The sequence below is a fragment of the Pseudomonas fluorescens genome, from assembly GCF_902497995.1.
In the GTDB taxonomy this organism is placed as follows: Bacteria; Pseudomonadota; Gammaproteobacteria; order Pseudomonadales; family Pseudomonadaceae; genus Aquipseudomonas; species Aquipseudomonas fluorescens_BK.
On sequence record NZ_CABVII010000009.1, the window covers coordinates 178,052 to 200,226 of the forward strand.

22 protein-coding genes and 2 pseudogenes are annotated in these 22,175 nt (G+C 60.5%); 17 read left to right on the forward strand and 7 right to left on the reverse strand.

Annotation, left to right across the window (positions count from 1 at the left end; genetic code table 11):
* Nucleotides 1-135 precede the first annotated feature (135 nt).
* Together F8N80_RS13055 and F8N80_RS31910 are read right to left on the reverse strand one after the other, a co-directional pair.
* Nucleotides 136-336, reverse strand: a pseudogene (locus tag F8N80_RS13055) (transposase domain-containing protein); the annotation flags it as partial.
* A 369-nt stretch (nt 337-705) separates the two neighbouring features.
* A pseudogene (locus tag F8N80_RS31910) lies at nt 706-876 on the reverse strand (IS66 family transposase); the annotation flags it as partial.
* A 189-nt stretch (nt 877-1,065) separates the two neighbouring features.
* Here F8N80_RS31910 and F8N80_RS13070 point away from each other — a divergent pair.
* From F8N80_RS13070 to F8N80_RS13105, 8 genes are all read left to right on the forward strand, one after another.
* On the forward strand, nt 1,066-1,491 hold the full coding sequence (locus F8N80_RS13070; RefSeq protein ID WP_150748359.1) for an NUDIX hydrolase: 426 nt from the start codon (nt 1,066-1,068) through the stop codon (nt 1,489-1,491).
* A 546-nt stretch (nt 1,492-2,037) separates the two neighbouring features.
* Nucleotides 2,038-3,133, forward strand: a protein-coding gene (gene prfB, locus F8N80_RS13075) for a peptide chain release factor 2 (RefSeq protein WP_102136387.1) whose coding sequence is annotated in 2 segments (ribosomal slippage) — nt 2,038-2,109 and nt 2,111-3,133 — 1,095 coding nt in all. Because the reading frame shifts where the segments join, the coding sequence is not laid out codon by codon here.
* Nucleotides 3,134-3,244: 111 nt separating this feature from the next.
* Nucleotides 3,245-4,747 carry a lysine--tRNA ligase gene (lysS, locus tag F8N80_RS13080; protein WP_150748360.1) on the forward strand — a complete coding sequence of 501 codons (1,503 nt, stop codon included), beginning with the start codon at nt 3,245-3,247 and terminating at the stop codon, nt 4,745-4,747.
* A gap of 102 nt (nt 4,748-4,849) precedes the next feature.
* Nucleotides 4,850-5,566 (forward strand): TetR/AcrR family transcriptional regulator, encoded by a 717-nt coding sequence (locus tag F8N80_RS13085; protein ID WP_150748361.1) that lies wholly within the window; start codon nt 4,850-4,852, stop codon nt 5,564-5,566.
* A gap of 161 nt (nt 5,567-5,727) precedes the next feature.
* Nucleotides 5,728-6,282 carry a hypothetical protein gene (locus F8N80_RS13090; RefSeq protein WP_150748362.1) on the forward strand — a complete coding sequence of 185 codons (555 nt, stop codon included), beginning with the start codon at nt 5,728-5,730 and terminating at the stop codon, nt 6,280-6,282.
* A 35-nt stretch (nt 6,283-6,317) separates the two neighbouring features.
* On the forward strand, nt 6,318-7,595 hold the full coding sequence (locus F8N80_RS13095; RefSeq protein WP_150748363.1) for a flavohemoglobin expression-modulating QEGLA motif protein: 1,278 nt from the start codon (nt 6,318-6,320) through the stop codon (nt 7,593-7,595).
* Between the two features lie 161 nt (nt 7,596-7,756).
* On the forward strand, nt 7,757-8,671 hold the full coding sequence (locus F8N80_RS13100; protein ID WP_150783991.1) for an alpha/beta hydrolase: 915 nt from the start codon (nt 7,757-7,759) through the stop codon (nt 8,669-8,671).
* Nucleotides 8,668-8,997 (forward strand): hypothetical protein, encoded by a 330-nt coding sequence (locus tag F8N80_RS13105; protein WP_150783992.1) that lies wholly within the window; start codon nt 8,668-8,670, stop codon nt 8,995-8,997. The genes F8N80_RS13100 and F8N80_RS13105 overlap by 4 nt, the downstream gene beginning before the upstream one ends.
* Nucleotides 8,998-9,187: 190 nt before the next feature.
* Here the strand turns inward: F8N80_RS13105 and F8N80_RS13110 are convergent, their stop codons facing one another.
* The 3 genes from F8N80_RS13110 to F8N80_RS13120 all read right to left on the reverse strand — a co-directional run bounded on the left by F8N80_RS13110 (nt 9,188) and on the right by F8N80_RS13120 (nt 11,157).
* A complete protein-coding gene (locus F8N80_RS13110; RefSeq protein ID WP_150748387.1) occupies nt 9,188-9,976 on the reverse strand; it encodes an OmpA family protein in 789 nt (262 codons plus the stop codon).
* 49 nt (nt 9,977-10,025) lie between these two features.
* On the reverse strand, nt 10,026-10,436 hold the full coding sequence (locus F8N80_RS13115) for a DUF4398 domain-containing protein (RefSeq protein ID WP_150783993.1): 411 nt from the start codon (nt 10,434-10,436) through the stop codon (nt 10,026-10,028).
* A gap of 376 nt (nt 10,437-10,812) precedes the next feature.
* Entirely contained in the window at nt 10,813-11,157 is a 345-nt protein-coding gene (locus F8N80_RS13120; protein WP_150748367.1) for a pilin assembly protein, read from the reverse strand.
* 199 nt (nt 11,158-11,356) lie between these two features.
* Between F8N80_RS13120 and ppc the strand changes: the two genes are divergently transcribed.
* The 7 genes from ppc to F8N80_RS13160 all read left to right on the forward strand — a co-directional run bounded on the left by ppc (nt 11,357) and on the right by F8N80_RS13160 (nt 18,703).
* Nucleotides 11,357-13,987 (forward strand): phosphoenolpyruvate carboxylase, encoded by a 2,631-nt coding sequence (gene ppc / locus F8N80_RS13125; RefSeq protein WP_150748368.1) that lies wholly within the window; start codon nt 11,357-11,359, stop codon nt 13,985-13,987.
* A gap of 293 nt (nt 13,988-14,280) precedes the next feature.
* Entirely contained in the window at nt 14,281-14,928 is a 648-nt protein-coding gene (adk, locus tag F8N80_RS13135; protein ID WP_150748370.1) for an adenylate kinase, read from the forward strand.
* Between the two features lie 86 nt (nt 14,929-15,014).
* Complete coding sequence (gene tsaB / locus F8N80_RS13140) at nt 15,015-15,689, forward strand: tRNA (adenosine(37)-N6)-threonylcarbamoyltransferase complex dimerization subunit type 1 TsaB (protein ID WP_150783994.1); 675 nt, start codon at nt 15,015-15,017, stop codon at nt 15,687-15,689.
* Nucleotides 15,690-15,984: 295 nt separating this feature from the next.
* Entirely contained in the window at nt 15,985-16,290 is a 306-nt protein-coding gene (locus F8N80_RS13145; RefSeq protein ID WP_150748372.1) for a hypothetical protein, read from the forward strand.
* Nucleotides 16,290-17,150, forward strand: coding sequence for a DUF72 domain-containing protein (locus tag F8N80_RS13150; protein WP_150748373.1), 861 nt, complete (start codon nt 16,290-16,292; stop codon nt 17,148-17,150). The genes F8N80_RS13145 and F8N80_RS13150 overlap by 1 nt, the downstream gene beginning before the upstream one ends.
* Nucleotides 17,151-17,183: 33 nt before the next feature.
* The gene (locus F8N80_RS13155; protein WP_150748374.1) at nt 17,184-18,005 is read left to right on the forward strand and encodes an isocitrate lyase/PEP mutase family protein; all 822 of its coding nucleotides are present in this window, start codon (nt 17,184-17,186) and stop codon (nt 18,003-18,005) included.
* A 2-nt stretch (nt 18,006-18,007) separates the two neighbouring features.
* Nucleotides 18,008-18,703: an extensin-like domain-containing protein gene (locus tag F8N80_RS13160; protein ID WP_150783995.1), complete on the forward strand. Its 696-nt coding sequence runs from the start codon at nt 18,008-18,010 to the stop codon at nt 18,701-18,703.
* Nucleotides 18,704-18,706: 3 nt separating this feature from the next.
* Here F8N80_RS13160 and F8N80_RS13165 read toward each other — a convergent pair whose 3' ends face one another.
* Nucleotides 18,707-19,327: an energy transducer TonB gene (locus tag F8N80_RS13165; protein ID WP_150783996.1), complete on the reverse strand. Its 621-nt coding sequence runs from the start codon at nt 19,325-19,327 to the stop codon at nt 18,707-18,709.
* 92 nt (nt 19,328-19,419) lie between these two features.
* On the opposite strand from F8N80_RS13165, the gene F8N80_RS13170 reads away from it, so the two are divergent.
* Nucleotides 19,420-20,202: a class I SAM-dependent methyltransferase gene (locus F8N80_RS13170; RefSeq protein WP_138964450.1), complete on the forward strand. Its 783-nt coding sequence runs from the start codon at nt 19,420-19,422 to the stop codon at nt 20,200-20,202.
* A gap of 131 nt (nt 20,203-20,333) precedes the next feature.
* On the opposite strand, the gene F8N80_RS13175 is transcribed toward F8N80_RS13170, so the two are convergent.
* Entirely contained in the window at nt 20,334-20,978 is a 645-nt protein-coding gene (locus F8N80_RS13175) for a TetR/AcrR family transcriptional regulator (RefSeq protein ID WP_150783997.1), read from the reverse strand.
* A gap of 93 nt (nt 20,979-21,071) precedes the next feature.
* On the opposite strand from F8N80_RS13175, the gene F8N80_RS13180 reads away from it, so the two are divergent.
* Nucleotides 21,072-22,172, forward strand: a complete 1,101-nt coding sequence (locus tag F8N80_RS13180) for an efflux RND transporter periplasmic adaptor subunit (protein ID WP_150783998.1) — start codon at nt 21,072-21,074, stop codon at nt 22,170-22,172.
* Nucleotides 22,173-22,175 lie beyond the last annotated feature (3 nt).

Genomic DNA, 22,175 nt, shown 5'->3' on the forward strand with positions numbered 1-22,175 from the left:
CCTAAGTCTAAGGAAACTAACGTGGCTTTGGGTCGATAAACTCCATTCACCCACTGGTTCTTATGGCGTTTACCGATCAAAAACATATGGCTTTTGACTATAAAATCTCGTAAGCGCTCCACAAACCCCACCTAGTCTGTGGGGTCGAGGCTTGCAGTTCCACGGCAACAGGGCTTCGTAATCTTCGACCGAGGATGCCTGTGGCAGGCGCTCCAGTGCGTGACGCAGCCACGCATAAGGCTCTTGGCCGTTGGCTTTGGCGGTCTCGACCAAGCTGTAAAGTTGAGCACTCGCCATCGCGCCTTTGGGCGTATCGCTGAACAACCAGTTCTTACGATTATGCCAAGCTTGGCATAATCGTAATTATCCGCAGTCGGAAATTATGTTGGGTATGCGGCGGCGGTGGCAGCGGAGCTTGGCTGCCCGCCACTGCCGACTTTGCATAATTTCAGAGACTTTCCAGAAGCGTCAGCAGGGCGTCAATCGGACGATAGCGCGTGCGCTTGGTTTCGAGTGGCAAGAAAGTCTCGCCACGTATTGATCCGCAGGCCAGGTGTGCTCATATAGAGGGGGCTGGATCTAAAGTAAACCACTGAAAATTATGGCGTGTCGGAAACTCTCCAGGAGACCCGGAAAGCAGGCGGACTATGCGGTCACGAAACCGGGTTGGGACGAACTGAGCATAATTTCCGACTGCGGATAATTCCTTCCGATGACGAAGGGCCGGATCGCACGCTCGGCGGTGTTGTTGTCGATGGGCAGGTAGCCTTGCTCGACGTACCGTAAGCAATGGGATGGACGCCCCCGCCCATAATCGTATCGCTGTGCCAGAGTGAGCGGTGTCGTCATCCACTTGTGCGGGAGCAGTTGCGCAATTTCACTCGCCCGCTGACTCGGCTACCCACGTAGCGGGCAAGTAACATCGGCCAGTTGCTACCGCATCAGTGGATGCCTGCCTGGACTGCGCAAGGTGTATCCCCGTCCGCTTACTGATAAACGGCCAAAACGACATTGGAATTAGGGCCTCAAACTGGGCACACTCGGCAATAACCCGACGGAGGACACATGACACGAGTTATTCATATTGCAGCGGCACTGATGGTCAATTCGCAAGGGAAGGCGTTGCTTGTTCGTAAACAAGGTACGACAGCATTCATGCAGCCGGGAGGAAAAATTGAGGAACAAGAACAGCCAATCCAAGCGCTGATACGCGAACTGAAAGAGGAGCTTGATATAATCGTCGAGCCCAATGCGCCGGCCTATCTAGGAACCTATGTAGCGGCAGCAGCGAATGAGCCTGGATGGAGCGTGCAGTGCGAGTTGTTTCGTTTGGAGACGGATGCCGTAGTGCTCCCGGCCGCCGAAATCGCTGAAACGTTGTGGGTAGATGCGTTGGATCTTGTCGGACTAGACCTGGCGCCGCTGACGCGCGATCAGGTTCTGCCACTACACTTCTCTCCGAATCCTTCCATCGGCCAGACGGCCAGATAATATCTGTGCTCAGGTGTGTTAGCTGGATGCTTGCTTCGAAGCACCCTCATGGCGGTCTAGCTGTTTGACAAACCGCTATGCGAAAACCACCCGGTTGTACCCGTACTGGGGGGGTACCTTTGATCAAGCAAGCCATAGTTTCTGTGCTTTCAACAAAAGCCATGCTGCCAAGGTCCCGATTTCGCTTGCCGCCACAAGTCGCCCCAACAAGTACTCAGGCTTCAGCCCACTGCTCGCGAGCTGATGCTCGTGGCTGGCTCCCTGATCCCGCTGATTTGTAACCGCTCCATGAACTACACATTCCAAGCCTCTATCTGATCTCTGATGTTGTGCTCCAGATTTCCTTCCGGAGCCAGCTCGCCATGATGCGCGAACGCTGGCACCCGCGGTTTAGCCGCGCACTCGAGCCGATTGATCGCGTAGTAGGCCAGATCGCCCCACTCCTGGCTTTCGTGCGCAGCTAAAGCCGCCAGGCGGGCTGCCGTGGCAGCCTGATTACGGTATACTCGTCGGCTTTCAAAAGTTCGCCAACGAGTGCTGCCCGCCATGGAAATCAACCCGATCCTTAACAGTATCAAGGACCTGTCCGAGCGCTCCGAAACTATTCGGGGGTATCTTTGACTACGATCAAAAGCATGAGCGTCTGACTGAAGTCAATCGCGAGCTTGAAGATCCGTCTGTCTGGAACAACCCGTCGTACGCTCAGGAACTGGGCCGCGAGCGGTCCCTGCTGGCCCAGATCGTCGAAACCCTCGACGAAATGCACAGTGGCCTGGCCGACGCCAAGGACCTGCTGCTGATGTCCGCCGAAGAAGAAGACCAGGCCGCCGTCGATGACGTCGCTGCCGAAGTCGAGCGTCTGCGCGAATCCCTGGAAAAACTCGAATTCCGTCGCATGTTCAGCGGTGAGATGGACGCCAACAACGCTTACCTGGACATCCAGGCCGGCTCCGGCGGTACCGAGGCCCAGGACTGGGCCAACATCCTGCTGCGCATGTACCTGCGCTGGGCCGACAAGCGCGGCTTCGACGCGACCATCATGGAGCTGTCCGCCGGTGAAGTCGCCGGGATCAAGGGCGCTACCGTGCACATCAAGGGCGAGTACGCCTTTGGCTGGCTGCGGACCGAAATCGGCGTGCACCGCCTGGTGCGCAAGAGCCCGTTCGACTCCGGCAACCGTCGTCACACCTCGTTCTCGGCCGTGTTCGTGTCGCCGGAAATCGATGACAACATCGAAATCGACATCAACCCGTCGGACCTGCGCATCGATACCTACCGCTCCTCCGGTGCCGGTGGTCAGCACGTAAACACCACCGACTCGGCTGTCCGTATCACCCACGTACCGTCCAACACCGTGGTCAGCTGCCAGAACGAACGTTCCCAGCATGCCAACAAAGACACCGCGATGAAAATGTTGCGGGCGCGCTTGTACGAGCAGGAAGTGCAGAAACGCAACGCTGCCTCGCAAGCCCTGGAAGACACCAAGTCGGATATCGGCTGGGGTCACCAGATTCGCTCCTACGTGCTCGATGCGTCGCGGATCAAGGATTTGCGCACCAACATCGAACGCAGCGACTGCGACAAGGTGCTCGACGGCGACATCGACGACTACCTGATAGCCAGCTTGAAACAAGGGCTCTAAGGCACGCGCTACAGGATCTGCGGACACTACGCGGTCCTGTAGGAGCGAGGCTTGCCCGCGAACCCTGCCGCCAGGCAGGGGCAACGAACCCGTGATGGAATTTTTAAAGACATGAGCAACCTAGAACTCGACCCGCAAGCCCTGCAACAGGAAGAAAACTCCCTGATCGCCCTGCGCAAGGAAAAGCTGGCTGCCGAGCGCGCCAAGGGCAATGCCTTCCCCAACGACTTCCGCCGCGAAAACTACTGCGAAGATCTGCAGAAGCAATACGCGGACAAGACCAAGGAAGAGCTGGCAGAGGCTGCAATCCCGGTCAAGGTTGCCGGTCGCATCATGCTCAACCGTGGCTCGTTCATGGTGATCCAGGACATGACCGGGCGGATCCAGGTTTACGTCAACCGTAAAACCCTGTCCGAAGAAACCCTGGCCGCGGTGAAAACCTGGGACATGGGCGACATCATCGCAGCCGAAGGCACCCTGGCCCGTTCCGGCAAGGGCGACCTGTACGTTGAAATGACCCAGGTGCGCCTGCTGACCAAATCCCTGCGCCCGCTGCCGGACAAGCACCACGGCCTGACCGACACCGAGCAGCGCTATCGCCAGCGTTACGTCGACCTGATCGTCAACGAAGACGTGCGCCAGACGTTCCGCGTGCGTTCGCAAGTGATTGCGCACATCCGCAGCTTCCTGATGCAGCGTGACTTCCTCGAAGTCGAAACGCCGATGCTGCAAACCATTCCTGGTGGTGCGGCGGCCAAGCCGTTCGAAACTCACCACAACGCGCTGGACATGGAAATGTTCCTGCGTATCGCGCCGGAGCTGTACCTCAAGCGGCTGGTTGTTGGTGGGTTTGAAAAGGTGTTCGAGATCAACCGCAACTTCCGTAACGAAGGCGTTTCGACTCGTCACAACCCGGAATTCACCATGTTGGAGTTCTACCAGGCTTACGCCGACTACGAAGACAACATGGACCTGACCGAGGAACTGTTCCGCGAGCTGGCGCAGCTGGTGCTGGGCAGCACCGACGTGCCTTACGGCGACAAAGTGTTCCACTTCGGCGAACCGTTCGTGCGTCTGTCGGTGTTCGACTCGATCCTCAAGTACAACCCCGAGCTGACCGCTGACGACCTGAACGACATCGACAAGGCCCGCGCCATCGCCAAGAAGGCCGGGGCCAAGGTGCTGGGCTTCGAAGGTCTGGGCAAGCTGCAGGTGATGATTTTCGAAGAGCTGGTCGAGCACAAGCTCGAGCAACCGCACTTCATCACCCAGTACCCGTTCGAAGTGTCGCCGCTGGCTCGCCGCAACGACGAGAACCCGAACGTCACCGACCGTTTCGAGCTGTTCATCGGCGGCCGTGAAATCGCCAACGCCTATTCCGAGTTGAACGACGCGGAAGACCAGGCCGAGCGTTTCATGGCCCAGGTGGCCGACAAGGACGCTGGCGACGACGAGGCCATGCACTACGACGCCGACTTCGTCCGCGCGCTTGAATACGGCATGCCGCCAACGGCCGGTGAAGGTATCGGCATCGACCGCCTGGTGATGCTGCTGACCAACTCCCCGTCGATCCGCGACGTGATCCTGTTCCCGCACATGCGGCCGCAAGCGTAAGTGTTTCAACTAAAAAGCCGCCTGAAATGGGCGGCTTTTTATTGCCTGTCTGGTACAAACGTATCAATTGGTTACTTTTGAAGTAAGAGAGGAATACCTGTCGTGAACCGTGCAATGGCTCAAGAGGGTGCAGCGGGTATCGCCACTGCGGTCGCGGAAAGTGTTCAGTACCAGGGTCGCAAGGCCAGCCGACAGGGCAGCGAGCAGCGTCGACAGGACATTCTCGATGCGGCGATGCGCATTGTCGTGCGCGATGGCGTGCGGGCCGTACGGCACCGTGCGGTGGCCGCCGAGGCTGGTGTGCCGCTGTCGGCCACCACTTACTACTTCAAGGATATCGATGACCTGCTCACCGATACCTTCGCCCAATACGTGGAACGCAGCGCGGCCTTCATGGCCAAGTTGTGGGCCAGCAATGAAGGTCTGCTGCGTGAGATGGTCGCCTATGGCGATGGCAGCCCCGAATCCCGCTCACAACTGGCAGACGACATTGCGCGGCTGACGTCCGACTATGTTCATCATCAACTGCAGACCCGTCGCGAGCATTTGATGGCCGAGCAGGCGTTCCGTCAGGAGGCGCTGTTGAACCCGCGTCTGGCGGAACTGGTGCGCTCGCACCAGCAAATTCTCCTGCAGGGCACCTGCCACTTTTTCGAGGTATTGGGTTCCCGCGAACCACAACAGGATGCCAAAGTGTTGACGGCGATTATCGGACGGATGGAATATCAGGGCCTGCTCAACGACGCCGAGCCTGCAGCCGAAGCCGAAATGCTCGGTATCCTGACGCGCTACATGCACTTGGTCCTGGCGTCGGTGTAACTCCTCGGGACAACTCATCCCTGTAGGAGCGAGGCTTGCCCGCGAAGGCGATATGTCAGTCAACGTGGATGTTGAATGTTAAACCGCCTTCGCGGGCAAGCCTCGCTCCTACAGGGTTCGATGGCCATCCGGAGTCCGCGTATGTTCATAGGGAGTGTTGAATGAAAACCTGGCGTGTCGTTGTGATCGCCTTGACGTTCCTGCTGCTCGGCGGCTGTCTGGTAACCTTCAAGGAGCCACTGCCCGCCAGCGACCCCGCGCCCAAAGGGTTGCTCGGCAAATGGACCAGCACCAACGCCTGGGGCGAACCGATGAACCTGGAATTGTCACGCGTCAGTGGCAATCGCTATCAGGCGGTCAGCTACTTCAAGGCCAAACCCCGGGAGCGCGAAGCCTATCCCTTCACGATGTCGCACCATGGCAGCCGCTGGTATCTGTCAGCGAAGGTGCCGGCGCAGTTCGGCGGCCATTTCATCATCGCCGGCTTCGAACTCACCGATAAGCAGGAACTGGTGGTCTACAACCTCGACCTCGAGCAGATCAACCAGGCCCTGGGGCAGAAAGTCCTCAGCGGCGAAGGCTTCCAGACTGACGATGGCGATGGCGTGCTGATCGACACCGGCATGGACCAGGTGTTCGCCTATCTCGACGATCCGGCCAATTCCGATGTGTTCGTCGAGGCGGTGCGCTATCAGCGCCTGGCCAAAACCAAATAACCCAGCACGTAACGGTTTTTCTACAGGAGTTTCGGGTGGACGATTACCAGCAGTCGATACGCATTTTGTCCGATCGCATTGTGCTGGCGCAGACGCCGATTCGCGTCCTCGATGCAGTGAAGTGGGACGACACCATTCGCAAGGGATTCCTCAAGGCCAAGGGCAAGGAAATGCCGGCAGTGGACCGCGATTATTACCTGAACCGGCCACTGTCCTTCGACTCCAGCAAAGTGAAGCTGGAATTCCAGAACATCGAGCGCGACATCACCCGTCAGCTCGGCCAGTTCAACCCGGTTGGCCAGATCATGCGCCGCATGTGCAAGGAATACCGCATGGTGGTGCGCATGCTCGAAGCGCGGGGCACCGAGGATTTCGGCCTGATTTCCCAGGAACTGTACGGCGCCGCGTCCGACGCATTCCATGCTGGCGACCCGACCCTGTCCGACCTGGGCCTGATGCTCTCCGATTACCTGAACAACATCGACGGCCGGGGAGACCTGAAGGACGAACCGAAGACCCTCACCGCCAAGGACGCCGTGGATTTATTGCAAAACCGGTTGAGCAAGGTATTTGGCGAAGCCGAGGACACCATTCGGGTGTTCGAGTCCGACGGCATCGTTGCCGATGCGGCGGCGGGCGCCGACTACATCAAGATTCGCACCGACGCGATGTTCAACGAGCGTGACGTGCGCGCCCTGGAAGTCCACGAAGGGCTGGTGCATGTGGGCACCACGCTCAATGGCCTGAACCAGCCAATCTGCACCTTCCTGTCCAAGGGGCCGCCCTCGTCGACGGTGACCCAGGAAGGCCTGGCGATCCTGATGGAAATCATCGCTTTCGCCTCTTACCCGAGTCGCCTGCGCAAACTGACCAACCGCACCCGCGCCATTCACATGGTGGAGGAGGGCGCCGACTTCCTGCAGATCTTCGAATTCTTCCGCGAGCAGGGCTTCGAAATGGCCGAAAGTTATGGCAACGCCAGTCGAGTGTTCCGCGGTTCGGTGCCGACAGGTCTGCCGTTTACCAAAGACTTGTCCTACCTCAAGGGCTTTATCATGGTCTACAACTACATTCAGTTGGCCGTGCGTAAAGGCAAGCTGGAGCAGATACCGCTGTTGTTTTGCGGCAAGACCACGCTGGAAGACATGCGCACCCTGCGCCAGCTGGTGGATGAAGGCCTGGTGGTACCACCCAAGTACCTGCCGGAGCAGTTTCGCGACATGAACGCGCTGTCGGCGTGGATGTGCTTCTCCAACTTCCTCAATCACTTGAGCCTGGACCGGATCGAGGCGGATTACTCCAACATCCTGTGAGCAACTAGGACCCTGTAGGAGCGAGGCTTGCCCGCGAAGAACGATAACGCGGAGCATCCATTAAACCGTGTCATCGTTCTTCGCGGGCAAGCCTCGCTCCTACAGGGGGTGGATTTGCCACAGGATCGTATTCCAACCCGAATTTTGCGAGGTTTCATCGGATGAGATTCCTCGGCATCGTCTGCCTTCTCCTGACCTTGAGCGGTTGCAGCGCTTTGCTGTTCTACCCCGAGCCAGGCCAACTGTTCACCCCGGAAAAAGCCAGACTCGAATTCCGCGATGTCACCCTCACCACCGCCGACGGCATCAGGCTGCACGGCTGGTGGCTGCCGGCGAAAAAAGGCGTCGAGGTCAAAGGCACGGTGCTGCACCTGCATGGCAACGGCGGCAATCTGCCCATGCATCTCGGGGGAAGTTGGTGGCTGCCCAAGCAAGGCTATCAAGTGCTGCTGGTGGACTATCGCGGTTACGGCCTGTCCGAAGGTGAGCCGTCGCTGCCGGCGATCTACCAGGACATCGATGCCGCGTTCAAATGGCTCGACCAGGCCCCCGAGGTTCAGGGCAAGCCGCTGATCCTGCTGGGCCAGAGCCTTGGTGGATCGATGGCCGTGCATTACCTGGTTCAACACCCCGAACGCCAGAAGCAACTCAAGGCCATTGTCCTCGACGGCGTGCCCGCCAGTTACCGCAGCGTCGGCCGGTTTGCCCTGAGCAACTCATGGCTGTTCTGGCCGTTCCAGGTGCCACTGTCGTGGCTGGTGCCGGACGGCGACAGCGCCATCCACTCGATGGCGCAGCTCAATGGTGTGCCGAAACTGATCTATCACAGCATCGACGATCCGATCGTGCCTCTTTCCAACGGCATCCGTCTGTATCAAGCTGCGCCGCCCCCGCGGGTGCTGCAACTGACCCGTGGTGGTCATGTGCAGACGTTCGCCGACCCGGTCTGGCGCAAAGTCATGCTGCGCTACCTCGACGATCCGCAGCATTTCAATGGTCTGCGCCGTCTGGGCGAGATACCGAATTACCCGGCCGCCCCGAATTCCGAAGATGAACCACCAGAGAGTCCGCAATGAGTGAAGAACGTAACGCAATCCCGCTGATCATCACCGGTATCTGCAGCATCCTCGGCACCGTCGGCGCCCTGTGGTGGTATGGCTACCTGCACTTTGCCAAACCGGAAGATGCGCTGCTGCTCAGCGACTTCACCCTGCTCAAAACCGCGCCCGGCGAAGACTACAAGGTCTCCCTGGAACCGGCCGCGCAAGTGGCCCAATGCATCGATGGCGTGCTGGTGATGTTCGACACTGAACAGAAAGGCCTGAGCGGCGTGTTGGTCAACAACAAGAAAAAGGCCGTGCGCTGCATCGGGCAGGAAACCCCGCAGAAGCTCGAGGAGTAAGCCAGTCCTGGTCGCAGCACTGATCAAGGGTGGGAGCGGGCTTGCTCGCGAAAGCGGTGTGTCAGGCTACATATATTTTGAATGTTAAATAGCTTTCGCGAGCAAGCCCGCTCCCACAGGGTTAAGTGATAACCCAAAAAAAGCCCCGCCTGAGCAGATCAGGCGGGGCTTTTGCGTTACTGCGTGACGCTTAGTTCGAGCTGACCGCCGAACGCGGAATCACCGGCTGGTTATCATTGGAAATAGTCACTTCCACCCGACGGTTCATTGCACGACCCGAAGCGTTGCCGTTTTCAGCAACCGGATATTCCTTGCCATAACCCTGGGCAACGATGCGCGCTGGATCAACGCCCATTTTCACCAAAGCCATGCGCACGGAGCCGGCGCGGCGCTCGGACAGCGACTGGTTGTGTGAAGCCGTGCCGGTGCTGTCGGTATAACCTTCGACAATCGCCTTGCGGTCCGGGTTTTCCTGAAGGAACTGCGCCAGTTTGTTGATATTGACCAGGCCACTGGATTTCAGGTCGGCCCGGTCGGTGGCGAACAGCACGTCACCGAAGGTCACCAGGGTGCCGCGATCGGTCTGCCTGGCGTTCAGGCTGTCCTGCAACTGTTTGATCTGCTGGTCGCGGGCATCCAGGCGGGCCTGGGCACGTTGCGCAGAAGCGTTCTTCAGGTTGGCTTCAGCGGTGCGCAGGGCAATGGTCTGCTTCGCCACTTCGACGCGCTGGTTGGTCAAGTAGGCAAGCTGGTCGACCTTGGCCTGGTCTTGCTTGTCCAGGTAGGCCTGGTCGGCCTTGTCCAGGTAATCGCTGGCGTCCTTGGTTTCCAGTGCCGCGACTTTGCTGGCTTGCGGGTTGGCTTGCAGGCCGCTGTAGTTGGTGCGGGCCTGTTCCAGGTTCGCGTTAGGCGGCGTGGAGCAGGCCGCCAGTGCAACACTTGCAGCCAGCAGGGCAGGGATCATCAATTGTTTACGCATCATGGTTTCGTCCTTTTAGTCGAGTAAGAAGTACGTCGTGCCGCGCCGCTTATTGCACCGTGCGCTGGCTTTCCTGACGCAGTTCCTGAACCCCTGTCTGAGAGTCCTTCACAGCCTGTTCGGCTTTCATCGCCTGGGCTTTGCGCTCTGCTACGCGAGCGTCCCACTCGGCCTGTTCGGCGAGAATTTTCGCCTCGTCATACTTCTTGTCGTGCATGGCGATTTCGGCTTGCTTGAGCTTGTCCTGGGCGGACTTCATTTCCACGGCGGCGAATTCGGTACCGCCAGCGCTGACTGCGCCATTCACGGCGGATTGGGTCACGGCGAATTGTTCGGTCGGCGGGTTACCGGCGCAACCGGCCAGGACCAGGCTGCTGCCAATGGCCAGTGCCGCCAGTTTCAGGCCGCGCAGGGTAGACGGGGATTGGGCAGTTCGGGTCTTCATGGTCTTCAGCTCCATTGGAATAACTCCTGAAAAACGTAAAAATCCATCCTGGGCAAGGAGCCGCAACCGACAATTTCCGGGGTGTTCTGACACGGCCGTCCCAGGCGTGGTTACTGGGTGTGACCCGAGGCGTTTTTCAAAAGTTCAGAGAAGATGGCCCATCGTCCGAAAAAATATTGACCGAGCGGACAAGGCTCTGGATCGGGAACTTTGGCGATTTTTGGCGGTATTCCCGGCCCGTTCAAGGCTCGGGGACACGCAATTTCGAAGGGGTATGCAAGCTAAATGTGGGAGCGGGCTTGCTCGCGAAGGCGGTGTGTCAGTCGAAATAAATGTTGAGTGTTAAACCGCTTTCGCGAGCAAGCCCGCTCCCACAGGTTCGGCGGCGGACTCAATGTTTTGGTTCGTCTTTACCGCTCGACAAGTCCTGCAAATGACGACGGGACAAGGCGAGAAAACGCGGCGTCGGCCCGATGTCTTCGTACAGCGGATCACCTTCTTCGTCGGTGGCCACGACGGTCGAGCCCTTCACGTAGGGGAAGCTTTTCTCGAGCTCTTCCAGGGCGGCGCCGATCAGCTCGCCGAGCAGTTCTTCGGGGTGCCGCTTGGGGTACATCTCGACGATCGCAGCCAGCCGTGCAGCCGCCTCCACATCCAGATGAATGTTGTAGCCGGTGTCGGTCAGGCGGCCCTTGGCGTTTTCTTCCCAGTGCTGGGCAAGCTCGCGGATTTTCATAGTGACCTCAGTGCGCGCCTGCTCGTGGCAGGCAGGGTGAGTGCCGGTTTTGGCGGCGGCAGCCGTTGTACGGCGTACTCTTCAGATTAGCTATAACGCCCAAGGTTTAAAGTCCCTTCGTCGTCTTGCTTGTAAGAACCTGTCTGGAGCGGCACTCTTAAAGATCTTAGCCGCCCGGATTTTTGCTGGAGAACTGCTGATGACTGATATCGATGCACGCTTGCGCGAGGACGTTCACCTGCTGGGTGAGCTGTTGGGCAACACCATTCGTGAACAGTACGGGGACGGCTTTATCGACAAGATCGAGCAGATCCGCAAGGGCGCCAAGGCCGACCGTCGCGGCTCGATGGATGCCGAGCTGAGCGCCAGCCTCAACCAATTGAGCGAAGGCGAGTTGCTGCCGGTGGCGCGGGCGTTCAACCAGTTTCTCAACCTGGCCAATATCGCCGAGCAGTATCAGCTGATTCACCGCCGCGAAGAATCGCAGCCAGCGCCGTTCGAAACGCGGGTGCTGCCGGAGCTGCTGGCGCGCCTGCGCGCCGAAGGGCATGGCGCCGAATCCCTGGCCCGACAGCTGGGTCGGCTGGAGATCGAACTGGTCCTCACGGCGCATCCGACCGAAGTGGCGCGGCGCACGCTGATCCAGAAATACGACGCCATCGCTGCGCAACTGGCCGCCCAGGATCATCGCGACCTGACCAGTGCCGAGCGCGAGCAGATCCACGCGAAGTTGCAGCGCCTGATCGCCGAAGCCTGGCACACCGAAGAAATCCGCCGCACCCGGCCGACGCCCGTGGACGAGGCCAAGTGGGGTTTCGCGGTAATCGAGCATTCGCTGTGGCAGGCGATCCCCAATTATCTGCGCAAGGCGGACCAGGCCCTGCATGCCGCCACCGGCCTGCACCTGCCACTGGAGGCGGCGCCGATTCGCTTTGCCTCGTGGATGGGCGGCGACCGGGACGGCAACCCCAACGTGACCGCTGCCGTGACCCGTGAAGTCCTGCTATTGGCGCGCTGGATGGCCGCTGATTTGTACGTGCGCGATGTCGATCATCTGGCTGCCGAGTTGTCGATGCAGCAAGCCAGCGATGCCCTGAAAGCCAAGGCCGGGGACAGTGCCGAGCCTTATCGCGCGGTGCTCAAACAGCTGCGCGAACGTCTGCGCGCCACCCGTAACTGGGCTCACGCGTCCTTGACCGCTGCCACACCAGCACCGGCCGATGTCCTGCAAAACAACCGCGACCTGCTCGATCCGCTGGAGCTGTGCTACCAGTCGCTGCACGAGTGCGGCATGGGTGTGATCGCCGACGGGCCGTTGCTCGATTGCCTGCGCCGGGCCGTGACCTTCGGCCTGTTCCTGGTGCGTCTGGATGTGCGCCAGGACTCGTCCCGACACTCGGCGGCGATGACCGAAATCACCGATTACCTCGGTCTCGGTCGCTATGAAGACTGGAGCGAGGAAGAGCGCATCGCCTTCCTGATGCGCGAGCTGAACAACCGTCGGCCGTTGCTGCCAGCGTATTTCAAGCCGTCCGCCGACACGGCCGAAGTGCTGGCGACCTGCCGGGAAATCGCCCTGGCACCGGCGGCTTCACTCGGTTCTTATGTGATTTCCATGGCCGGCGCCGCTTCCGACGTGCTGGCTGTGCAACTGCTGCTCAAGGAGGCCGGCGTGTTGCGGCCGATGCGTGTGGTGCCGCTGTTCGAAACCCTCGCCGACCTCGATAACGCAGGCCCGGTGATTGAACAGCTGTTGCTGCTGCCGGGCTATCGCGCGCGCTTGCAAGGGCCGCAGGAAGTGATGATCGGTTATTCCGACTCGGCCAAGGACGCCGGCACCACCGCGGCGGCCTGGGCGCAGTATCGGGCGCAGGAACGTCTGGTCGACATCTGCCGCTCACGCGACGTGGAGCTGCTGTTGTTCCACGGTCGCGGCGGCACCGTGGGCCGCGGTGGCGGACCGGCCCACGCGGCCATCCTGTCGCAGCCGCCAGGTTCGGTGGCGGGGCGTTTCCGGACCACCGAGCAGGGGGAAATGATTCGTTTCAAATTCGGCCTGCCCGACATCGCCGAACAGAATCTCAATCTGTACCTGGCAGCGGTGTTGGAAGCGACCTTGCTGCCACCGCCTCCACCGACACCCCAGTGGCGGCATCTGATGGATGCATTGGCCGCCGATGGTGTCAGCGCCTACCGCGCCGTGGTGCGGGAAAATCCACAGTTCGTCGAGTATTTCCGCCAGTCCACGCCGGAACAGGAGCTGGGACGCTTGCCTCTGGGTAGCCGTCCGGCCAAGCGCCGCGCCGGCGGGATCGAAAGCCTGCGGGCGATCCCGTGGATCTTCGGCTGGACCCAGACCCGCCTGATGCTGCCGGCCTGGCTCGGCTGGGAAGCCGCCCTGAGCAAGGCGCTGGAGCGCGGCGAAGGCGAGCTGCTGGGGCAGATGCGCGAGCAGTGGCCATTCTTCCGCACCCGCATCGATATGCTGGAAATGGTCCTGGCCAAGGCCGACAGCGATATCGCCCGGTCCTACGATGAACGTCTGGTCGAACCGAATCTGCTGCCTTTGGGTGCGCATTTACGCGACCTATTGTCGCAGGCCTGCTCGGTGGTCCTGGGGCTGACCGGTCAGTCTCAGCTACTGGCACATAGCCCAGCCACACTTGAATTCATCCGTTTGCGTAACACTTACCTCGACCCGCTTCATCTATTGCAGGCCGAATTGCTGGCGCGCTCCAGGCAACAGGAAGTGGCACAGGACAGCCCGGTAGAACAGGCGCTGCTGGTGTCTGTGGCGGGGATTGCCGCCGGATTGCGAAATACCGGCTAAGGTTTTTGCCGTGGGTTCAGGCACTCGATGCGGGCATCGGGTGCCTGCTGGCGCAGCAATGAAAAGTGCTGCCAGGCGACAGTTAATGATGGGGTTGCGACTTGGGGTACCCCGTCGCAAAGGTCACGTCAGGCGCGGGTTTCTCCGACTTTCGACGGCTTGTGTGGTCAGGGCCTGCTGTGTATCTTGATCAGCCTTTGGCCGTTTGGGCGGTCATGATCCTTTTTTTTGGATTGGCCCCACGAGGCGAATCTGACGTTATCTGTATCTATAAAAAATTGAGGAGCACATCGATGCGCGTCATTCTGCTGGGAGCTCCCGGGGCCGGTAAAGGTACTCAGGCTAAGTTCATCACCGAGAAATTCTGCATTCCGCAAATCTCCACCGGCGACATGCTGCGTGCTGCTGTCAAGGCAGGCACCGAGCTGGGCCTGATCGCCAAGAGCGTGATGGACAGCGGTGGTCTGGTTTCCGATGACCTGATCATCAATCTGGTCAAGGAACGCATCAGCCAGGCCGATTGCGCCAACGGTTTCCTGTTCGACGGTTTCCCGCGCACCATTCCTCAGGCTGAAGCCCTGGTGAAAGCCGGCGTCGAGCTGGATCACGTGGTCGAAATCGCCGTCGACGACGAAGAGATCGTGCAGCGTATCGCCGGGCGTCGCGTTCACGAGGCCAGTGGTCGCGTGTACCACACCGTCTACAACCCGCCGAAAGTCGCAGGTCTTGACGACACCACCGGTGAAGCACTGGTGCAGCGCAAGGACGACACCGAAGAAACCGTGCGTCATCGCCTGTCGGTCTATCATTCCCAGACCAAGCCCCTGGTAGCGTTCTACCAGAATCTGGCCGCTGATCAGGGCAAGCCGATATACAGCCACATTGCTGGCGTCGGTTCGGTCGAAGCGATCACCGGCAAAGTGCTTGAAGCACTGAGCTGAACATCGCTTGATTTTCTACGGCCCGCTTGCGGGCCGTAGTTGTTTATACTGGCCCACTTTTTCTGACCTCTCTTACGGAAACATCGATGAGCACCTTGCTGGCCCTGGACACCGCGACTGAAGCTTGCTCCGTTGCCTTGCTGCATGACGGCAAGGTCACGAGCCATTACGAGGTGATCCCGCGCCTGCATGCGAAGAAGCTGTTGCCGATGATTCAGCAATTGCTGGCCGAGGCCGGGACTACCTTGCAAGCGGTCGATGCCATCGCCTTTGGTCGCGGGCCGGGCGCTTTTACCGGCGTGCGGATCGCTATCGGTGTGGTACAGGGGCTGGCGTTTGCGCTGGATCGCCCGGTGTTGCCGGTGTCGAACCTGGCGGTGCTGGCACAGCGAGCGTATCGCGAACATGGCGTCAGCCAGGTCGCGGCGGCCATCGATGCGCGGATGGATGAGGTGTATTGGGGTTGCTACCGCGAAACGGCGGGGGAGATGCGCCTGGTCGGCAATGAAGCGGTATTGCCACCGGAAGCGGCAGCGTTGCCGGCCGATGCCAGCGGTGAATGGTTTGGCGCCGGCACCGGCTGGGGTTATGTCGAGCGCATTGCGGTCGACCTGACCGGGCAGGATGCGGGCATGTTGCCTCATGCTGAAGACTTGCTGACCCTGGCGCGTTTTGCCTGGGAGCGCGATGAGGCGATTGTGGCGGATGAGGCACAGCCGGTGTATTTGCGCGATAAAGTGGCGACGCCCAAAGCGCGGTAATAATCGCAGACCGAGTAGGTCCCGTCGCGGGCAAGCCCGCCCTGTAGGAGCGAGGCTTGCCCGCGAAGCAGGCGGTACGGTTTTGCAGGTACACCGCGTTATCGTTCTTCGCGGGCAAGCCTCGCTCCTACAGGCGAGCCTGCTCGCGAAGACGGACTTCGCAACGCCGCCAATCGTCGTTTCATGCCCGCGCTTTTAAACCTTTCATCGTTTCTGTGTTCTAGTGATCACTCGGCGGTTTGCGATGTGGGCGATGCGCCACTAAACTGCCATTATCGATACCGAGCATACATTTATGCGTATAGACGGCCTCCCCTCTCAGTCCTACCCCATCAAGCGCCAGCCTCGCAAAGGCCCTGTGGTTGAGGACGAGTCGGTCGACATCGACGGTGAGCTGGAATTTCCGTCCACAGAACAGCGGGCCGCCCGCGCCGCCAAAGCCGGCGCACAGCGCCTGAGCAATCTCCCCGCCCGCCAGCAAGACATGCTTTACCATCGCCCCATGAGCAAAACCGTATCCATGGCCCTGGCCAGCTACCTGAGCACCGCCGGTTTTGTCGATTGGGATGCGGATGTGCTGGGTCTCGACCTGTACATCTGATGCGGCTGCCTTACTACCTCGGTTGTCCGTCCTGGAGTGAAAACGCCTGGCGCGACTACCTGTATCCGCAAGACGCCAGGCCCGCCGAATTTCTGACGCTCTATTCGCAAGTGTTCAACGCCGTGGAAGGTAATACCACCTTCTACGCCAGCCCCTCGGCCGCCACCGTGCAACGCTGGGCCGATACCATGCCCGAACACTTTCGCTTTACCGCCAAGTTTCCCGGCGACATCAGCCACAGTGGCGACCTGCGAGAACAACTGACGGCGGCTGAAACGTTCCTGCAATTGCTCATCCCGTTGGGTCAGCGGGTTTCGCCGCTGTGGCTGCAATTGCCGAAAAGCTTCACGCCGCAACGACTGTCGGAGCTGGCTGGTTTTATCGAGGCTGTGGACCGACCCCTGGCCGTCGAAGTGCGGCATGACGAGTTCTTCGCCAAGGGCGATGCCGAGCGCAGGCTCAATCGCCTGCTGCGGGATCGCGGCGTCGAGCGCATCTGCCTCGATCCGCGTGCGCTGTTCAGCTGCACCTCGACTGATCCGTCAGTGCTCCACGCCCAATCGAAGAAGCCCAGGGTTCCGCCTCGTCCGGCGGCATTTACCCCATTCCCGCAGGTGCGCTTCATCGGCCATCCGCAACTGGAAGCCAACGATCCGTTCCTGGTGCCCTGGGTCGAGAAGATCGCCCTGTGGATCGAAGAAGGCCGCACGCCTTATATGTTCCTGCACACCGCCGACAATCTGCTGGCGGCCAGGCTTGCTCAGCGTTTCCACGCACAACTGATGCTGCGTTTGCCTGGCCTGCCGCCGCTGCCTGAGCTATACAGAGAGCCCGCCGCGGAGCAATTTGGCCTGTTCTGAAGCGGATTCGTTCCCCATTCCAGGAGCCTGCCAATGGATGCGCAAATCCTTCGAGCCCAGGCGTTCAAAGCCCTGCATGAACGCAATGGCGCTTTTGTCATTCCCAACCCGTGGGACGCTGGTTCGGCGATCATGCTCGCCAGCCTGGGTTTCGAAGCACTGGCGACCACCAGCGCCGGTTACGCCTTTTCCCAGGGCCGTCCCGACGGTGGACTGACCCTGGAGCAAACCCTGGCGAACGTTCAGGCGATTGTCGCGGCCACCGATCTGCCAGTCGCGGTCGATCTGGAAAATGGCTTCGCCGACGATCCTGCCGAATGCGCCCAAAGTATCTTGCGGGCCGCCGCAGCAGGCGCCGTCGGCGGCTCGATCGAAGATGCCACGGGACGCGAAGACGGCCCGATCTACTGCTTCGAACATGCAGTCGCCCGCATCGAAGCCGCTGTCGCCGCCGCCCGCAGTCTGCCTTTCCCGTTCACGCTGACGGCCCGGGCCGAAAACTTTCTGCATGGCAATCCTGATCTGGACGATACGATTCACCGCTTGCAGGCGTTTGCCGAAGCCGGTGCAGACGTGCTGTATGCACCGGGCCTGCGCAGCGCAGAGGAGGTATTGGCGGTGGTGCGTGCGGTAGCGCCCAAACCGGTCAACGTCTTGATGTCTGGCGGGCTCAAGCTGACCGTCGAGCAGCTGAGTGCAATGGGCGTCAAACGGATCAGCGTGGGTTCTGCTCTGGCCCTGGCGGCGTATGGCGAGTTCTTTCGTGCCGCGCAAGAGATCCGGCAGTCGGGCACCTTTGGGTTCACCTCGCGCTCCATGCCGTTCCAGCAGGCCAATCAATTGTTCAAAGGCTGAGGATGCGGGCTTTGCGGGTGATGTTCGTGCTGGTGTTGATCATCGGCACGGCGGCGGTGAGTGTCTGGCGTGGCTGGGTCTCGCTGCCGCCGCAATGGAACCCTTGGGCGCCGCTGGACGTGAAGGCCGAACCCAATTTTCTGACGCGCTACAAGCTGATGCGACTGCGCGATGATCCGCAGCTATGCGACCTGGCCCTGAGCAGCTCCGGGTTACGCGTGTCCCGCCAGGCCGACAGCCCCGGCGCGACCTGCCCGCTGATCAATACCCTGCGTGTGCAAGGCGGCGAAGTGGCCCTGAGCAGCAGTTTCCTCGCCAGTTGTCGCTTGGCGGTATCCTTTGCCCTGTTCGAGCATCACGCGCTGCAACCCGCCGCACAGGCGGTCTATGGCCAGGCTGTGACCCGCGTCGAGCATCTCGGCAGCTTTGCCTGTCGCAACGTCTACGGCCGCGAGAACGGCAGGCGCAGCCAGCATGCCGGCGCCAATGCGCTCGATATCTCCGGTTTCCGCCTGGCCGACGGCCGCTCCATCAGCGTGTTCAAGGATTGGCCGAGGGATAATCAGAACGCACGGTTTTTACGTCAGGTCCGCGATGGCGCCTGCGACATGTTCAGTGGCGTATTGGGCCCGGACTACAACGCCGCCCATCGCGATCACTTTCACCTGGATGTCGGACCATGGAGCGTCTGTCGCTGAGTTTCAGGCGGCGATACGCAGGTTCTGCAGCACGATCGGGCGCGCCCAGCCGGTATCGAAATCGAAGTCTTTCTGTTGCTCCAGCAGCTCTTCTGGCGAGAACGGCGGGAAGGGTTTGTCCAGCAGATGGCGTTCGAACTCGGCGATCGGCAAGTGCAGGGCACGCGCTTGTGGTGCCGGGCTGGCTGGCGGTACAGGTTGGCCGGCGGCCAGCACGATCGGGCGCACCCAGGCGCTTTCGAAGTCCTGTTGTTGCTGCTGCGCGATGATTGCCTTTTCCGGGAACGGTGGGAAGGGTTTGTCCGCCAGGTCCATTTCGAATTCGGCAATCGGCAGGAACAGCGGCTCGGGCGGGCGTACCTGGTTGTCCTTCACCTCACAGTCGCGCTGTGAAACGATGTGCGCCAGCAGATCGCTGCCAACCGTAGGTTCGACCGGGCTGTCGAGATCGACCGGTGGAAAGTTGAGCGACTCCGGCAGCACCTCGCCCGACTGATCGGCCAGCGCCCGGGCAAAAAAATCCTGCCACAGGTGACTGACACCGCTCAGTGCCTGGGTATTGCGCAGGCTGTAATCGCCGTAGGGCGAGATAAAGCCGGTGATGGAGGGTTGAAAGTCTGACATTTCTCTCGGTCGACGCTCGGCTCTGGCAAAATGCCCGTCAGTTTGGTTATCGGCCGTTTTTGCCGATCATTAATTTTTTGAGCGTGTTCCCCATGATTGAGCAACCTGCGGTCTGCCGCATCCACGTCGAGGCTTCGACCCCGGCCTTTCAGCCACAGGCCGAACAATGGGCCGAGCGCCTGGGCTTGCCGATGCAGGTGGCTGACGCTGAGTTCGCCCTGCAGGTGGGCGAACAGGGTTTGCAGCTGCAACAACTGGGTGCCGATGCGCCGGGGCCGGTGCGGGTGGACTTTGTCGAGGGCGGCGCGGCCCATCGGCGGTTGTTCGGTGGTGGCACGGGCCAGATGATCGCCAAGGCGGTGGGCATTGCCCAAGGCGTGCGTCCACGGGTGCTGGATGCCACGGCAGGACTGGGCAAGGACGCGTTCGTGCTGGCGAGCCTGGGCTGCGAGATGAGCTTGATCGAGCGACAGCCGTTGATCGGTGCCTTGCTGGAAGATGGCCTGGCCCGTGGCGCCGAGGATTTCGACGTGGCGCCAATTGTGGCGCGGATGAGATTGCTCAAGGGCAATTCAATCGAAGTGATGCGCAACTGGGAAGGTGAACCGCCGCAGGTGATCTACCTTGACCCGATGTTTCCCCATCGTGAGAAAACCGCATTGGTGAAGAAGGAAATGCGTCTGTTCCGGCCGCTGGTGGGGGATGATCCCGACGCGCCGGCGCTGCTTGAGGCGGCATTGGCGCTGGCCAGTCACCGGGTGGTGGTCAAGCGCCCGCGCAAGGCACCGTGCATTGCGGGGCCGAAGCCGAGTCATGCGCTGGATGGGAAATCCAGTCGGTACGACATTTATCCGAAGAAAGCGCTCAAGCCCTGAGACCGCGTCGCGCCCTTCGCGGGCAAGCCCGCTCCCACAGGTTCTGGGGTGTTCTCTGATGTTGTGCTCGACACAAAACCTGTGGGAGCGGGCTTGCCCGCGATGGCGTCGGCTCTGTCACTGAAGATCTATCAGGCTGACTCAGGCCGATAAGCCCGCATAAACAACCCCACCACTTCCCGCACATGGCTCTCGGCCGCATCCCCGGTCAACGGCTCGCCGCAGCCATACAGCAAGCGAAAATTCCCCGCACCCTTGAGCAGGCAAAAGAAATGCTCCGCCGCATTGCGCGGTTTGTCGATGCTCAGCGCGCCGCTCTGATCAACCTTGCCCAGCAACCGCTCCATCCCATGCAGCATGCGCTCCGGGCCGGCCTCGAAGAAAATCTGCGAGAGCTTCGGGTCCTGGCTGCCCAGAGTCATCATCAGCCGGTGCAGGTTCACCGATTCGTCGCTGTTGATCAGTTGATGAAAGCCGCGCGCGATGTTCAGCAGCACCGTTTCCACCGCGACGCCGTCCGGCAATTCGAAAAACAGCGTAGGCAATTGCTCTTCGCATTTGGCCATGACGGCGGCGGAAAACAGCCTCTCCTTGTCGTTGAAATGGCTATAGACCGTCAGCTTCGACACCCCGGCCTCGGCCGCCACGGCGTCCATGCTGGTGTTGGCGTAACCATTGCTCAGAAACAGAATTTTCGCCGCTTCGAGGATCGCCTGGCGCTTGGCCAGATCCTTGGGGCGGCCCGGACCGTTGGGTGCTGAAAGATTGTTCGACATTCTTCGCTTTAATACTGGACTGGTGAGTTTGCTATTAATAACATACTGCTCAGTATAATTATTCCAAGCACCATTAGCGAAAGGTCCTTCACCATGTTCCGCTATGCCTTGCCCCTCGCATTGCCGGTCAGTCTGGCGTTTTTATTGTCTGCGTGCGGTCATGAAGAGGCGCCTCAAGTCACCGTTCGACCGGCCATGGTGGTGCAGCCAGAGCCGTCGGCCCAAGCGCTGGAAAGCTTTCCCGGTGAAGTCCGTGCGCGCTTCGAGCCCGAGCTGGCGTTTCGCATTGGCGGCAAAGTCAGCCGACGACTGGTCGAGGAAGGGCAACGGGTCAAGGCTGACCAACCGCTGGCGGAGCTCGATCCTCAGGACGTGCGCCTGCAACTGGAAGCCACCCGCGCCCAGGTCGCCGCGGCCGAAGCCAACCTGAACCTGGTGCGCGCCGAGCGGGATCGCTACAAGACCCTGATGGACCGGCAGATGGTCAGTCGTTCGCAATACGACAATGCCGAAAACCTGTTCCGCTCCGGTGAAGCTCGCCTGAAGCAGATCAAGGCCGAGTTCAACGTCTCGACTAACCAGGCCAGCTACGCGGTGCTGCGCGCACCCCAGGACGGCGTGGTGGCCAAGCGTGCGGTGGAAGTCGGGCAAGTCGTGGCGGCGGGGCAAACCGTGTTTACCCTGGCCACCGATGGCGAGCGCGAGGTGTCGATCAGCCTGCCGGAACAGAGCTTTGGCCGGTTCAAGGTCGGCCAGCCGGTGTCGGTGGAGCTCTGGACCCAACCCGATCAACGTTTCGCCGGGCGCATCCGTGAGTTATCCCCCGCGGCCGATCCGAAATCCCGCACCTTCGCCGCGCGTATCTCATTCACTGGCGGCAAGGTTCCCGCCGAACTCGGCCAGAGTGCCCGGGTGTTCGTGCAGGCCGCCGACGTTGTGACGCTGTCCGTACCGCTTTCGGCGCTGACCGCGGAAAACGGCGCGACCTACGTCTGGGTCGTCAGTGCCAACAACACCTTGAAGAAGACCCCGGTGCGGGTCGGTGCCTTCGGCGAGAAAACCGTGCCCGTGCTCGAAGGCTTGAACGCCAGTGACTGGGTGGTGGCGGCCGGTGTCCATGTGCTGCTCGATGGGCAGCAGGTGCGCCCCGTGGATCGCTCCAACCGCGTGGTCAATCTGGCGGACAAGGAGTAATCC

What these genes read in the sequence shown, in the direction of transcription:
- F8N80_RS13145 (WP_150748372.1), top strand. Translation starts at nt 15,985, where the DNA reads ATGCGTATAGACGGCCTCCCCTCTCAGTCCTACCCCATCAAGCGCCAG.
- F8N80_RS13115 (WP_150783993.1), bottom strand. Translation starts at nt 10,436, where the DNA reads ATGGAGCTGAAGACCATGAAGACCCGAACTGCCCAATCCCCGTCTACC.
- F8N80_RS13150 (WP_150748373.1), top strand. Translation starts at nt 16,290, where the DNA reads ATGCGGCTGCCTTACTACCTCGGTTGTCCGTCCTGGAGTGAAAACGCC.
- F8N80_RS13155 (WP_150748374.1), top strand. Translation starts at nt 17,184, where the DNA reads ATGGATGCGCAAATCCTTCGAGCCCAGGCGTTCAAAGCCCTGCATGAA.
- F8N80_RS13165 (WP_150783996.1), bottom strand. Translation starts at nt 19,327, where the DNA reads ATGTCAGACTTTCAACCCTCCATCACCGGCTTTATCTCGCCCTACGGC.
- ppc (WP_150748368.1), top strand. Translation starts at nt 11,357, where the DNA reads ATGACTGATATCGATGCACGCTTGCGCGAGGACGTTCACCTGCTGGGT.
- F8N80_RS13175 (WP_150783997.1), bottom strand. Translation starts at nt 20,978, where the DNA reads ATGTCGAACAATCTTTCAGCACCCAACGGTCCGGGCCGCCCCAAGGAT.
- lysS (WP_150748360.1), top strand. Translation starts at nt 3,245, where the DNA reads ATGAGCAACCTAGAACTCGACCCGCAAGCCCTGCAACAGGAAGAAAAC.
- F8N80_RS13180 (WP_150783998.1), top strand. Translation starts at nt 21,072, where the DNA reads ATGTTCCGCTATGCCTTGCCCCTCGCATTGCCGGTCAGTCTGGCGTTT.
- F8N80_RS13170 (WP_138964450.1), top strand. Translation starts at nt 19,420, where the DNA reads ATGATTGAGCAACCTGCGGTCTGCCGCATCCACGTCGAGGCTTCGACC.
- F8N80_RS13160 (WP_150783995.1), top strand. Translation starts at nt 18,008, where the DNA reads ATGCGGGCTTTGCGGGTGATGTTCGTGCTGGTGTTGATCATCGGCACG.
- tsaB (WP_150783994.1), top strand. Translation starts at nt 15,015, where the DNA reads ATGAGCACCTTGCTGGCCCTGGACACCGCGACTGAAGCTTGCTCCGTT.
- F8N80_RS13105 (WP_150783992.1), top strand. Translation starts at nt 8,668, where the DNA reads ATGAGTGAAGAACGTAACGCAATCCCGCTGATCATCACCGGTATCTGC.
- F8N80_RS13100 (WP_150783991.1), top strand. Translation starts at nt 7,757, where the DNA reads ATGAGATTCCTCGGCATCGTCTGCCTTCTCCTGACCTTGAGCGGTTGC.
- F8N80_RS13070 (WP_150748359.1), top strand. Translation starts at nt 1,066, where the DNA reads ATGACACGAGTTATTCATATTGCAGCGGCACTGATGGTCAATTCGCAA.
- adk (WP_150748370.1), top strand. Translation starts at nt 14,281, where the DNA reads ATGCGCGTCATTCTGCTGGGAGCTCCCGGGGCCGGTAAAGGTACTCAG.
- F8N80_RS13110 (WP_150748387.1), bottom strand. Translation starts at nt 9,976, where the DNA reads ATGCGTAAACAATTGATGATCCCTGCCCTGCTGGCTGCAAGTGTTGCA.
- F8N80_RS13090 (WP_150748362.1), top strand. Translation starts at nt 5,728, where the DNA reads ATGAAAACCTGGCGTGTCGTTGTGATCGCCTTGACGTTCCTGCTGCTC.
- F8N80_RS13120 (WP_150748367.1), bottom strand. Translation starts at nt 11,157, where the DNA reads ATGAAAATCCGCGAGCTTGCCCAGCACTGGGAAGAAAACGCCAAGGGC.